General features: G+C 52.6%; 11 protein-coding genes. 10 read left to right on the forward strand and 1 reads right to left on the reverse strand.

Annotated features, from left to right (window positions below; all coding sequences use genetic code 11):
* The first annotated feature begins 96 nt into the window (after positions 1-96).
* The 5 genes from QEN58_RS08255 to QEN58_RS08275 all read left to right on the forward strand — a co-directional run bounded on the left by QEN58_RS08255 (position 97) and on the right by QEN58_RS08275 (position 5563).
* Positions 97-600, forward strand: a complete 504-nt coding sequence (locus QEN58_RS08255; RefSeq protein ID WP_280106626.1) for an Hsp20/alpha crystallin family protein — start codon at positions 97-99, stop codon at positions 598-600.
* Between the two features lie 181 nt (positions 601-781).
* On the forward strand, positions 782-1768 hold the full coding sequence (locus tag QEN58_RS08260; protein WP_280106627.1) for a zinc-dependent alcohol dehydrogenase family protein: 987 nt from the start codon (positions 782-784) through the stop codon (positions 1766-1768).
* A gap of 71 nt (positions 1769-1839) precedes the next feature.
* Positions 1840-2034, forward strand: a complete 195-nt coding sequence (locus QEN58_RS08265; RefSeq protein ID WP_280106628.1) for a hypothetical protein — start codon at positions 1840-1842, stop codon at positions 2032-2034.
* Positions 2035-2154: 120 nt separating this feature from the next.
* Positions 2155-4905: an HAD-IC family P-type ATPase gene (locus tag QEN58_RS08270; RefSeq protein ID WP_280106629.1), complete on the forward strand. Its 2751-nt coding sequence runs from the start codon at positions 2155-2157 to the stop codon at positions 4903-4905.
* A gap of 1 nt (position 4906) precedes the next feature.
* Positions 4907-5563 carry a DUF2238 domain-containing protein gene (locus QEN58_RS08275; RefSeq protein WP_280106630.1) on the forward strand — a complete coding sequence of 219 codons (657 nt, stop codon included), beginning with the start codon at positions 4907-4909 and terminating at the stop codon, positions 5561-5563.
* 210 nt (positions 5564-5773) lie between these two features.
* Here QEN58_RS08275 and QEN58_RS08280 read toward each other — a convergent pair whose 3' ends face one another.
* Entirely contained in the window at positions 5774-6592 is an 819-nt protein-coding gene (locus QEN58_RS08280) for an amidohydrolase family protein (RefSeq protein ID WP_280106631.1), read from the reverse strand.
* 301 nt (positions 6593-6893) lie between these two features.
* Between QEN58_RS08280 and QEN58_RS08285 the strand changes: the two genes are divergently transcribed.
* From QEN58_RS08285 to QEN58_RS08305, 5 genes are all read left to right on the forward strand, one after another.
* The gene (locus QEN58_RS08285; protein ID WP_280106632.1) at positions 6894-8195 is read left to right on the forward strand and encodes an ATP-grasp domain-containing protein; all 1302 of its coding nucleotides are present in this window, start codon (positions 6894-6896) and stop codon (positions 8193-8195) included.
* Between the two features lie 60 nt (positions 8196-8255).
* Positions 8256-10298 carry a CocE/NonD family hydrolase gene (locus QEN58_RS08290; RefSeq protein WP_280106633.1) on the forward strand — a complete coding sequence of 681 codons (2043 nt, stop codon included), beginning with the start codon at positions 8256-8258 and terminating at the stop codon, positions 10296-10298.
* Positions 10299-10450: 152 nt separating this feature from the next.
* Positions 10451-11209 carry a DUF3750 domain-containing protein gene (locus QEN58_RS08295; RefSeq protein WP_280106634.1) on the forward strand — a complete coding sequence of 253 codons (759 nt, stop codon included), beginning with the start codon at positions 10451-10453 and terminating at the stop codon, positions 11207-11209.
* Between the two features lie 92 nt (positions 11210-11301).
* Positions 11302-11700, forward strand: a complete 399-nt coding sequence (locus QEN58_RS08300) for an antitoxin Xre-like helix-turn-helix domain-containing protein (protein ID WP_280106635.1) — start codon at positions 11302-11304, stop codon at positions 11698-11700.
* Positions 11694-12389 carry an RES family NAD+ phosphorylase gene (locus tag QEN58_RS08305; RefSeq protein ID WP_280106636.1) on the forward strand — a complete coding sequence of 232 codons (696 nt, stop codon included), beginning with the start codon at positions 11694-11696 and terminating at the stop codon, positions 12387-12389. Before QEN58_RS08300 ends, QEN58_RS08305 begins: the two co-directional genes overlap by 7 nt.
* The last annotated feature ends 5 nt before the right edge of the window (positions 12390-12394 follow it).

Genomic DNA, 12394 nt, shown 5'->3' on the forward strand with positions numbered 1-12394 from the left:
AGGCTATGTTTCGATTGAGACATATGCACCACGGTAATATGGATGTTCAAACCATATTGCAACCTTCCTAAGTATACGAGGAAAAGGAGTGCTGCCATGAACAAGCCTGCCTCTCATCCTGTAAAAACTAGCGAGAAGTCTGCTTCAGTGCAGGAAAATCAATCATTGAAACCTTTTGAAGAATTTGATCGCATGATTGAAGGGTTCTTTGAGCGAAGTTGGTTGAAACCCTTTTTCAAAGATGAAGTTTTAAAGGAGCGTTTAGGCTTTTTCGGTCAATCTACCCCCAAAATTGACATCATTGATCGTGATAAAGAAATCATCGTACGCGCAGAAATGCCGGGAGTAGACCGAAAAGAGTTAGATATTGAAATATCCGACCATTCTTTGATGCTCAAAGGGCACCGCTCCGGCGAAACTATGGAGGAAAAGGATAAATACTACCATTCGGAAATGTGGCATGGCTCATTCACCCGAACCATTGCCCTACCTGTTGATGTCGATACGAAACATGCTGATGCTACGTTTAAGGATGGCATATTGACTATCGCATTGCCAAAGGCGAAACAGGATCAGCGGCGCAAACTAGAGGTTAAGTAGAGACATGACGCCGGTGAAGACAACGATGCCGACGCCAATTTGAAAATGGATAGCGCTAGTCAATGTCATTGCCATGGACGGCTATTCAATATTTATGGTTCATCTGGAAAGTAGACGACTAACGACCTGCTAAGGCTTAGTGCTAGCTTATCTAACGACTACCAGAGTTCAGGAAAAAAGCATGAAGGTCATGGTGCTTGAAAACCGAGATGGTCCATTGCAAGAGCGGCAACGGCCTATTCCTATGCCTGGGCCGGGGCAAGTATTGCTTAAGGTTGAAGCCTGCGCTGTATGCCGCACTGATCTGCATTTACTTGATGGTGAACTACCGGAAACTCATTACCCCATTGTTCCAGGACACGAAATCATTGGTCGTGTGGTTGATTGTGGCCCTGGCGTTACGTTACCGCATGGGATGCGTCTGGGTGTGCCATGGTTAGGGTATAGCTGTGGCGTATGTAGGTATTGCTTAGAAGGGCAGGAAAACCTATGTGATCAGGCTCGCTTTACGGGTTATCAGATAGATGGTGGCTTTGCTGAATATACTCTGGCGGATCACCGTTTTTGCTTTTCTATCAGTTCCACCTACAGTGCAGCGCAAGCAGCACCTCTTATGTGTGCAGGATTAATTGGTTATCGCTCTTTGCGTATGTGTGGCGATAATCTGCACCGACTAGGTATCTACGGCTTTGGCGCTGCCGCTCATATAGTCGCTCAAGTGGCGCTGGGGCAGGGTGTCGAGCTATATGCTTTTACTCGTCCGGGAGACGAGCAAGCCCAGCAGTTTGCGCGTCAACTAGGGGCAACGTGGGCAGGAAGCTCCAACCAGCTTCCTGATGTGTCGTTGGATGCAGCCATTATCTTTGCGCCCGTCGGTGAACTTGTACCCGCTGCACTACGTTCAGTGCGGAAAGGCGGCGTGGTGGTCTGCGGCGGCATTCATATGAGCGATATTCCTTCCTTTCCTTATTCGTTGCTCTGGGGCGAGCGCCAACTGCGCACGGTTGCCAACCTAACCCGTAAAGACGGTAAGGAATTTTTGGAGCTGGTTTCCAAGACGAGAGTTAACACCAAGGTGAAGTGTTATCCCCTTACTGCCGCTAATGAAGCACTCATGCATCTTCGTGAGGGTAAGCTGACGGGTGCTGCTGTATTAGTTATGTCTTAGAATAACTGTAAAGGAAAGGCACTTTCTCGGAACCAGCTCCCTAGTGCAATCATGGTGAAACAGCGAACAGATTGAGTGTTCTAAAGCCGGAAGGTGACCGGCTGGCTATCCTTACCAACGGTGTGGGTGTGTTGGCGGTTGATGAGTTGCTGCCAGAGGCGTGGTCGCATGCTAACCCCGTCGATATCCATAATGTTGCCCTCGCCAACGTTATGCAGACGCACCTGGCGTATTACTTGATGAGCGCGAAGCGGATGCAATTTTAGTCTTGAATTGTCCCATTGCGGTTGCCGATAGTATGAAGGGAACAGGGCTTGGCTACCGCCTCATGCAGCAGATACTCGACTGTGTTGTTCTCTTCTTATTCCGACTGCCAAGGAGCAGGTATGGAGTCACCCACTGACGATTTCGGTTTCTCATCAGATATCCCACTCGAGGATATCCATGCTTGGCATAGCGATGAGGTCATTGCGCTTCTGAAGACGTCACCAACGGGGCTAACGGCAGACGAAGCTAATAAGCGTCTGGCTAGTTACGGGCGTAACCAGTTACCGGCAGTGGTTGGCCGCCACCCGCTGTCTCGCTTTTTCGCTCATTTTCACAACGCATTGATCTATTTTCTTTTGGCGGCGGCCGTGGCTGCGTCGTTATTGGGGCATCTTGTTGATGCGACGGTCATTGTTGCGGTGGTGTTAGTCAATGCCGTGGTTGGTTTCGTTCAGGAAGGTAAGGCAGAAAAGGCACTGGATACTATTCGCAGCCTAATAGCGCCCCATGCACAGCTTTTAAGAGAAGGACGGCGTGTCAAAGTGCCTGTCGAAGAAATCGTTCTCGGCGACATCGTATCGCTGGAGGCTGGGGATATAGTACCTGCTGATCTTCGGCTTATCCGTACCAGCTCATTGCGCATTGAGGAGGCCATCATAACCGGTGAATCGATGGCCGCTGAAAAGCAGGCGTTGCCAGCGCCGATAGAGGCAGCGCTCGGTGACCGTTACTCAATGGCGTACTCGGGGACGTTAGTAGCCACTGGGCAGGCGACAGGGGTAGTGGTGGCCACCGGTAGCGATACCGAAATCGGGCGAATTAGTACCTTGCTGCGCGAAGTTCGACCATTGACCACGCCTCTTCTGCAGCAAATCAATCGCTTTGGAACGCAGTTTACCTGGATCACGTTAGGGGTGGCGGCCTTACTGTTCGCTTTTGCAGTGTTCGTACGCGGCTATATCTGGACAGAGGCGTTAGTTGCCGTGGTGGCGTTAGCGGTAGGGGCCATTCCTGAAGGGTTACCGGCAGTTATCACTATCACACTGGCCATCGGGGTGCAGCGCATGGCGCGGCGTAACGCCGCAATCCGTCAGTTGCCCGCGGTGGAAACGCTGGGGGCTACCTCGGTGATCTGTTCCGACAAGACCGGCACGCTGACGCGCAACGAAATGACCGCGAGAAGGCTGGAAATCCCTAGTGGCCGAGTCATGGTGACCGGATCCGGCTATGTACCGGAAGGGCAGTTGGAAATAGAGTCAGCCGGTAATGTCCCTGATGATAAGCGGCTAATGGAAACCGATAGTCTGATTCTGGCAGGGCTGCTGTGCAACGATGCCCAATTGCATGAAGCAGGTGGAGATTGGCATGTTATCGGTGATCCGATGGAGGGTGCGCTGGTGACGTTGGCCATCAAAGCTGGTTTGAATCCGGAGCGCAAACGGCATGAGTGGGCACGCCTTGATGAGATACCGTTCGATGCCCAACATCGCTTGATGGCCACGCTAAACTTCAATGTGAGTGGTGGGTATCAGATTTTCGTCAAGGGCGCGCCTGACGAAATACTGCTGTTATGCTCCACCCAGGCGAATGGCGAGGCAGCTGTGCCGCTGGATCGAGAGGCTTGGACGGCTCGGATTACGGCGGCGGCTGATCAGGGTGAGCGCGTGCTTGGCTTCGCCGTCAAGTCAGCACAGACGGAGGTAAATCAAGTAGACTTCGTTGATCTCAAGGACGGATTGGTTTTTGTTGGCCTAGTCGGGTTCATTGACCCGCCTAGGGAGGAGGCCATGGCGGCCATTGAGGAGTGTCATTCTGCCGGTATCGAAGTGAAGATGATTACCGGCGACCATGCGGAAACGGCAGCGGCTATTGCCCGCCAATTGGGGCTGGATCAAAACCCCAGCGTACTCACAGGGTGTGAAATCGACGACATTGCCGATAGTGACCTGCCGAGTATGGTTGACAAAACCAGTGTCTTTGCCCGAACCAATCCGGAACACAAGCTGCGTATTGTTCGAGCGCTGCAATCGACAGGCGCCATCGTGGCGATGACCGGAGATGGCGTTAATGATGCGCCGTCGTTGAAGCAAGCGAATGTCGGGGTTGGCATGGGCCACAAGGGTACCGACGCAGCGAAAGAAGCGTCACAGATGGTTCTGCTGGACGACAATTTCGCTTCTATCGTGGCGGCCGTACATGAAGGCCGAGTGGTCTATGATAATATCCGCAAAGTAGTGGCCTGGACGCTGCCCACGAATGGTGGCGAGGTATTGGCCGTCATTACCGCAATTATTTTCAATTTCGCCATGCCGATGTCAGCCGTTCAGATTTTATGGGTCAATCTTGTCACGGCGGGTACGCTCGGTCTGGCTCTGGCGTTTGAGCCAGCCGAGCCCAACGTGATGCATCGCCGTCCCCGGCCTGCTAAGCAAGGTTTGCTGACCCCTTTTCTAATCTGGCGCGTTGTGCTGGTGTCATTTTTGTTTTTAGCAGCGGCGCTGGGTATTTTCTTTTACTCGCTTAGTCGAGGCGATGAGCTTGCACTGGCCCGCACTCTGGTGGTCAATGTCATCGTGGTACTAGAGATTTTTTATCTATTTAACGTGCGTTACCTGCACATGAGCTCATTTAACTGGCGTGGTGTGCTGGGTACCCCTGCTGTGTTGATAGCAGTCACTGTGGTTTTTATTGCTCAGCTGGGGTTCACATATCTGCCGATCATGCATAGCCTATTCGATACTCGGCCGCTAGATTTTATGGATGGTTTATTAGTCATCGGCATGGGAATCGCCATGATGTTTGTGCTGGAGGCCGAGAAGGTTCTGGTGCGAAAGGGCGGTTGGTTCGATCATCGAATAGAGAGAGAATAGTTTGTCGAAGAGTGAACAAATAAATCCTCGGTGCTTAAAGCGTGACCCTTATCCTCTTTGGCTCTTCTTTGGCTTCGTGTTCATCTGGGGATGGTTAGCGTTTGAGCCCCATTACCGGTCGGATTGGTTACTTGAGAATATATTGGTTTTTATAGCAGTGCCTGTGCTGGGATGGATCTGGTATTGGGGAAATATCTCACGTCTAGCGTGGAGTTGTATTTTTCTCTTCTTGGTATTCCATGAAATCGGTTCACATTACACTTATTCTGAGGTGCCATATGATCTATGGTGGCAAAAACTGTTTGGTTTCTCTTTAGATCAAAGCCTTGGCTTCGAGCGTAATCAGTATGATCGATGGGTGCATTTCCTCTATGGTTTATTAATATTGCCACTTGTGGCAGAGCTGATGGAAAGGCTTTTCCCCCTGGATTCCTGCTTGCGATGGCTTATTCCGGTGATGATTATTATGTCTCATTCATCGCTCTATGAACTTATTGAATGGCTTTCAGTAGAAGTATTTGGCGACGAGTTAGGCCAAGCCTATCTGGGTGCACAAGGAGATATCTGGGATGCTCAAAAAGATATGGCACTGGCACTTATGGGAGCACTAATAGCGTGTGTTGTTTGTTTTATGAAACGGCAATTTGCAAAGCCCTAATCAATTCAACAATCACCCCTTAACTTAAGTAATCGCCAAGTATCGGTCAGAGGGTGAACCCCTCTTTTTATATAAGGCAAAACCAGAATTCATGAGTTGATCCAAATATCTTAGCCAGCCTGCTCATCGCAAAGGATTTGTATTAGAGCGCCTGACCCCGTATTTGCCCGGTTCTGGCGCTGAGTTATCGCACTTCAGAGAGTTTTTTGGCTATTCCGTCCGGCTCGTGTCATAGATACATGTCCCTGCCACGAACGTCTGCTGCGGCTGAAGTTCGCTATTGAGTAACGTCACATCAGCGTCGAAGCCGGTAGCTATACGGCCCTTGCTGGTGTGTAAACCGAGCACCCAGGCCACTTTCGCGGAAATCAGGCCCAATGCTGATTCGAGAGGCAACACACCTTCATGAATGAGACGTTGCCAATCCGCAATCAGTGTCGTGTTTTTGGCTACCTTCATTCCCATATATGCCCCGTGGGCATCGAATTCCGGCAAGCTGCCATTGCAATCCGAGCTCATAGTGATGCGCTCTGGTGGTACGCCTAGCTCGAGTAATCGTGACACGGCATCAAAGCCGGAAAGGCCGTCGCCAGCGTCTTCGAATGCCGTGACGTCGACACTGGCGCAATAGGTCAATGCGTAGTCAGCAGCTTCCTCAAGCAGGGCAGGGTGGCGGTTCACATGGGTGGGGATCACTTGATCGGCGGGAATCTCGGTCTCGGAGAGTAATCGACGCAGCGGCTCCAGCCCCCGTTCTACGTCACCGACGTGGAAATGGCATATTCCTCGTTTGCCGGCCAGCATGGCCCCAACTCTGGTATCGCTTACAAGCCGCTCTATTTCATCCTGCCGTGGCTGGCTCGAACGATGGTCCGAAATGGCGATTTCGCCCAGACCGATGACTTCAGGAATCCAGGCCAGGTCGCGCTGAATGTCGCCAGTCAACGTGGGGGGTGGGACGCGATAGGCACCGGTATACATGAAAGCCGATATGCCGTCGGCCTTGAGCCCGCGCACTTTGGCCAGCAACGGTGTGGTGATGTGACGCCATATTTCATTCGCCGCCCAGCGACGCTTTTAGGGAACGCATGAGGATTTAACCCACATCTTCACTTATAACAGCTGAAAACCACCCCAGCCAGCTTAATAACCACCCCTTTGGCTGACCAAGTCTCTGCTATGAAGCAGTGGCGTTTCTACTCTCTTGCATATTGTCCCAGCGCAGCAACGATAATCCGCTATGCTTCGATATGAAGCCTTTCCCACGCCTGGAGCCTGAATGCTCCAGCAGCGAGTAGTGCGACAGCCGAGCTTACGCCAGGAGGCGGTCATGAGTGTTCGGAATATTTTTGTTGTCGGGTTGGATGAGCATAATCGCCAACGTCTCGCGCATTTACGCGGGGCTGAAAACTACCGTTTCCACGGCGTGATCGAACCCGCCGAAGTCAATGACACGGAGATCTTTCCTATCGAGGACATGCTCGCTCGGGCCGAAACCCAACTGATAGCATTTGGTGAGCCTGTCGATGCCATCGTTGGCTACATGGATTTTCCTGTCTCGACCATGCTGCCGATACTCTGTGAGCGGCTGGGTACGCGCTCCACCAGTCTCGAAAGTTTGCTCAAATGCGAGCACAAGTATTGGAGTCGGCTCGTTCAGCATGAAGTGATTGCCGATTACATTCCCCGTTTTACCGCCTTTGATCCCTTCGATAACCAAGCACTTCAACGTATTGGGGAGGCGGGGCTGTATTTTCCGTTCTTCGTCAAACCCATCAAATCGTCAGGCTCTAGGCTGGGCTTTCGCATCGACAGCCCTGAAGATTTCGTCCAGGCTGTAGAGCGGTTATGCGAAGACATCGGGACGATTTCAGAGCCTTTCAATTACGTGCTTGAGCACGCCACTTTGCCTGATGAAGTACGCTTGGTCGATGGCGGGCACTGTATGGCAGAGGAAATTATTGGTGGGTGGCAATGTACGCTCGAAGGATACGTCTTCCAAGGTGATATTGTCCCTTATGGCATCGTCGATTCGCTTCGCTATCCACAAGTGCTGAGTTTTTTCTGTTATCGCTATCCTTCGCTGCTCCCCGCTAATATTCAGGAAAAAATGCAAGCGTTGACGCGTAGCATTATGGCCCACATCGGCTACGACAATGCGGCTTTCAACATCGAATATTTCTGGGACGAAGTGCAAGATCGTATTTGGCTACTTGAGATCAACACCCGCGTTGCACAATCGCATTGTGATCTGTTCGAAAAGGTCGATGGGGTCAGCCATCAGCAAGTAATGGTAGACCTGGCGCTGGGGCAGTTGCCAGATATGCCTTACCGCCAAGGCGACTTCAACGTCGCAGCCAAATTCTTCTATCGTGTGTTCTTTACCGATGCCACCGTCAGCCAAGTACCCAGCGTTGAGGAGATCGAGGCACTTCAACAAGCATTTCCCGGCACTATGATCACGCTACAGGTCGAGATAGGCATGCGCCTGTCATCTTTGCCTGAGCAAGACAGTTACAGTTTTGCCTTGGCTTATGTGTGGATGGGCGCAGACGACGTAATTACGTTGGAAGATAACTATGCAAGACTAGCCGAGCAGCTACATTTCGCGTTTGAGGACATCGTCGGTTGACGTGCTCTCTTTGCAGGCCCTCATTATAAGAAATCCCGTCACGGAAAAGGAAAGAAGGTCATGCATATCGTCAGCGATTTGCCCCGCAAGGTGCAGGAAGAGGAAGATTGGATCACCCTATCCGATGGGTGTCGGCTGGGCATCCGTATCTGGCGCCCGGTGGATGCTGAGAACGATCCGGTGCCTGCAATTCTTGAATATCTGCCTTATCGCAAGCGCGATCTAACGGCAATGCGCGATGTTCAGACGCACGCCTACTGGGCGGGTCATGGTTATGCCGGGGTACGGGTAGATATCCGCGGCAGCGGCGAGTCAGACGGCGTGCTGACCGACGAATACCTGCAGCAGGAACTGGACGATGGGGTCGAAGTTCTGCGCTGGCTAGTTCAGCAGCCCTGGTGCACCGGAGATATAGGTATGATCGGCATCTCCTGGGGAGGGTTCAATGGACTGCAGATCGCGGCGCTGCAGCCGCCCGAGCTGAAGGCAGTCATTACGCTGTGCTCGACCGACGATCGCTACGCCGATGATGTTCACCACATGGGGGGCTGCCTGCTCGGCGACAATCTGTCATGGGCTTCGACCATGTTCGATGGCAATACCTGTCCGCCCGACCCGCAGTTGGTCGGCGAACGCTGGCGGGACATGTGGCTGGAGCGCCTCGAGGGAAGCGGGCTGTGGTTGGCGACCTGGCTCCAGCACCAGCGCCGCGACGACTACTGGAAGCATGGCTCGGTCTGCGAAGAATTCTCGCGCATTCGTTGCCCGGTCTATGCCGTCAGCGGCTGGGCCGACGGCTACTGCAACGCTGTTTTCCGGCTGCTTGAAGGGCTTGATGTGCCACGCAAGGGTCTGGTTGGGCCTTGGGCGCACAAATATCCCCACTTGGGTGTTCCGGGGCCGGCCATCGGCTTTTTACAGGAATCGCTACGCTGGTGGGATTATTGGTTGAAGGGCAAGGAAACGGGCATCATGGATGAGCCGATGTTGCGCGTGTGGATGCAGGAATCGGTTCCTCCTTCGGCCCGCTACAAATCTCGGCCAGGGCGCTGGGTGTCAGAACCCAGCTGGCCATCACCGCGGATTGTGCCAAGCTACTTTCGCCTGACCAGCGGGCACGATCTTCTGCCTATTCAGCAGGGCGCTGAGGCTTCCGTAGCGGGCAACGACATTCCTCTCTCTGTGCGCTCGCCGCTATCGGTCGGACTGTATGCCGGTAAGTGGTGTTCCTACAATGCGCCGCCTGATCTACCGCACGATCAACGAGAAGAAGATGGCGGCTCGTTGATCTTCCAAACACCGCGACTGGAAAAAGAGATCGAGATTTGCGGGCAGCCCGTAGTCGAACTCGATATCGAAGCCGACCAGCCCGTGGCAATGGTGGCGTTAAGGCTCGCCGACATCGCACAGGATGACAAGGCGACTCGGATCTCCTATGGGCTTTTGAATCTGACCCACCGCGACAGCGATGAATTTCCAGAACCGTTGGTGCCGGGCAAGCGTTATCGCGTGCGCATACTTCTGAAGCACATCGCGCAAAACTTTCCCGTGGGTAACGCCATTCGCCTCTCGCTCTCGACCAGTTATTGGCCACTGGCTTGGCCAGCGCCAGTGCCCGTCAAGCTGACAGTGCATCCGGCCACCAGCCGACTGATCCTGCCGTGTCGTGAACCCCAGCCCCAAGAAGAAGCCGCGCTGCCAGAATTTGGCCTGCCGGAAGCAGCACCGCCGCTAGCGGTTACCGTGATACAGCCGACTCAAGAAGCTTGGCGGGTGATCCGCGATCTGGCCAAGGATCAGACCATACTCGAAGTCATCAATGATGAAGGTACTTTCCGGATCGATAACATCGATCTGGAACTCTCTTCTCGGGTTATCGAGCGCTACACTTATGACTACGGCAACTACGACAGTCTAAGCGGCTGGACAGAGTGGGAGCGCAGTTTTCGACGCGGCGACTGGATGGTACGCAGTGTCACCCGCACCTTGATGACATCGAATGCAGAAAGCTTTCGCTTGCGTGCGACATTGGATGCCTATGAGGGCGAAGGCCGGGTTTTTTCTAAGAGTTGGGACGAAGAAATTCCAAGAGATCTTATTTGAGTTTGAGGGGTGGGCTCTTTTCATGCGAAAAGTGGCATTTTCAATAGCCGCTGAGCCGGTAGCAGAAGAGGGTGATTAGTACCATCCCGACAGCCACCATCAAGTGAGTTATCGCGGTGCTAGGCAGATAACTTTCAGTGACGGATAAAGCGATGAAAACGTTCTTACGTTGGCTGCTCAGTCTGGTAGCGCTTTTAGCGCTGCTATTGACGGGGCCTGTTTGGTTATTGGCGAGTAATCAGGTGGTGACTGACGGTCATTGGTCATCGCTAGATCGTTCATCCGCGGGTATAGCACCGGATCCTGCGGAGAGTTCTGAAGCCGTGGTTCAAGTCTATTCCGCTCGTGCTTATAACTGGCGCGGAGCGTTTGGCGAACATATCTGGATTGCGACCAAGGCGGAAAATGCCGATAGCTACCGGCTCCATCAAGTGCTGAGCTGGCGGCGTCCAACGGTGGTGTCTTCAATAGATACGCCTGATCGTGCTTGGTTTGGTAACTCGCCTACGCTACTGGCGGATTACCGAGGCGATGACGCTGCGCAGTTGATACCGCAGATTGAGACCGCTGCCGCTGACTACCCCCAAGCCGAGCTATATCGTGTATGGCCTGGGCCGAACAGCAATAGTTTTATCGCTTGGGTAATACGCGAAGTACCCGGTTTTGAGGTGGCTCTCCCGGTGACTGCTATCGGCAAGGACTATATTTTCAATGGCGTTTTTGCGGCGGCGCCCAGCGGTACCGGTTATCAGCTCTCATTGGGTGGGGTGGTAGGCTTAATGGTGGCGCTGGAGGAGGGTATTGAAATCAATTTCTTAGGTTTGAGCTTTGGTATCGACGTTATGCGACCCGCTGTGAAACTACCGGGAGTAGGTCGGTTGGGTATGCCCGCAAAAGTGTTGGGAGGCTGACCCTAAGAGTAAAAGCTGCGTCAATGTATTTGCAGATACTTTTTTATTCAACTAGTATCTGTAGATGAAAGACGAAGGCTAAGAGGGTAGCTATGCAAACGGCACACGATATTTCCCAAAACAGGGCAGCGGCGGCGGCAGGCTTGAAAGCCGCTGTGCGCATTCTGGATAAGTGGCAAGCATCTGGCGAGCAGGGTGAAGCGATTTTGCGCGTTTCGCATAGCACTTACGCACGTGCCCGGCGCGGGGATCTTGTCGAGATCAAATTAGATAGCGACCAGCTAACTCGGATCAGCTACTTACTCAACATTCACGCTGCGCTGCGGATGATATTTGATAACCCAGAGAATCTTTATGGGTTTGTCAATTTGGTGAATCACAATCCCTACTTTAATGGCCGCACGCCGCTTGAAATTATCGGCTCCGGTGATTTTGCGGCACTCTACGAAACCTTTAAGCGTATCGATAGCCTACGGGGAAGCCAGTGGTGAAGGCCACTGATTTGCAGACCCTGCCCCCTGGAAACGTCACCGGTTATCGCTTAGTCAATAGTAAGTTTCCGCCGATAGATCTGTTCGATGACGTGGCGAGCGTTGAAGAGTTTGCCGCGCTTCACGCACTACAGGCATTAACCAATCCGCGTTTACAAAATGAAGTGGGTAATTTAGCGCTGCTGCCACCGGAGCAAATTCCTTTTGGAATACGTGGGTGCTCATATGCAGTTGCGCCTTTTACCCATGTAAACCCGCAGGGTTCGCGCTTTAGCGATGGCAGTTTTGGCGTGCTCTATTTTGCCGATACGCTTGAAACGGCGATTGCCGAAGTAAAGTATCACCAGCAGGTGTATTGGCAAAATGTGCCAGGATTGCACTACGAACGGTTTGTCTTTCGTGGTTTAAAGGCCATTTTCGATCAGGGCGGCTTTTACGATGCGCTCGTTTTACCCATTGAGCACGCTATTTACACGCCCGATGATTACTCGGCCTCGCAGCCCTTTGGTGCCGACATACGCCGGAGTGAAGGTGGGCTTCGCTACCACTCTGTTCGCAAGATTAATGCAAACTGCTGGGCGCTAATGACACCAAGCTGTGTGGCTGACATTATCCAAACCACTCATCTGGAAATGATTTGGAACGGCGCCATCACTCAGGTGAATCATCTGCGTTTTTCTCACCGATGACGAGT

This window comes from Halomonas alkaliantarctica (assembly GCF_029854215.1).
Taxonomy (GTDB): domain Bacteria; phylum Pseudomonadota; class Gammaproteobacteria; order Pseudomonadales; family Halomonadaceae; genus Vreelandella; species Vreelandella alkaliantarctica_A.

What these genes read in the sequence shown, in the direction of transcription:
- QEN58_RS08255 (WP_280106626.1), top strand. Translation starts at nt 97, where the DNA reads ATGAACAAGCCTGCCTCTCATCCTGTAAAAACTAGCGAGAAGTCTGCT.
- QEN58_RS08260 (WP_280106627.1), top strand. Translation starts at nt 782, where the DNA reads ATGAAGGTCATGGTGCTTGAAAACCGAGATGGTCCATTGCAAGAGCGG.
- QEN58_RS08270 (WP_280106629.1), top strand. Translation starts at nt 2,155, where the DNA reads ATGGAGTCACCCACTGACGATTTCGGTTTCTCATCAGATATCCCACTC.
- QEN58_RS08285 (WP_280106632.1), top strand. Translation starts at nt 6,894, where the DNA reads ATGAGTGTTCGGAATATTTTTGTTGTCGGGTTGGATGAGCATAATCGC.
- QEN58_RS08290 (WP_280106633.1), top strand. Translation starts at nt 8,256, where the DNA reads ATGCATATCGTCAGCGATTTGCCCCGCAAGGTGCAGGAAGAGGAAGAT.
- QEN58_RS08295 (WP_280106634.1), top strand. Translation starts at nt 10,451, where the DNA reads ATGAAAACGTTCTTACGTTGGCTGCTCAGTCTGGTAGCGCTTTTAGCG.
- QEN58_RS08300 (WP_280106635.1), top strand. Translation starts at nt 11,302, where the DNA reads ATGCAAACGGCACACGATATTTCCCAAAACAGGGCAGCGGCGGCGGCA.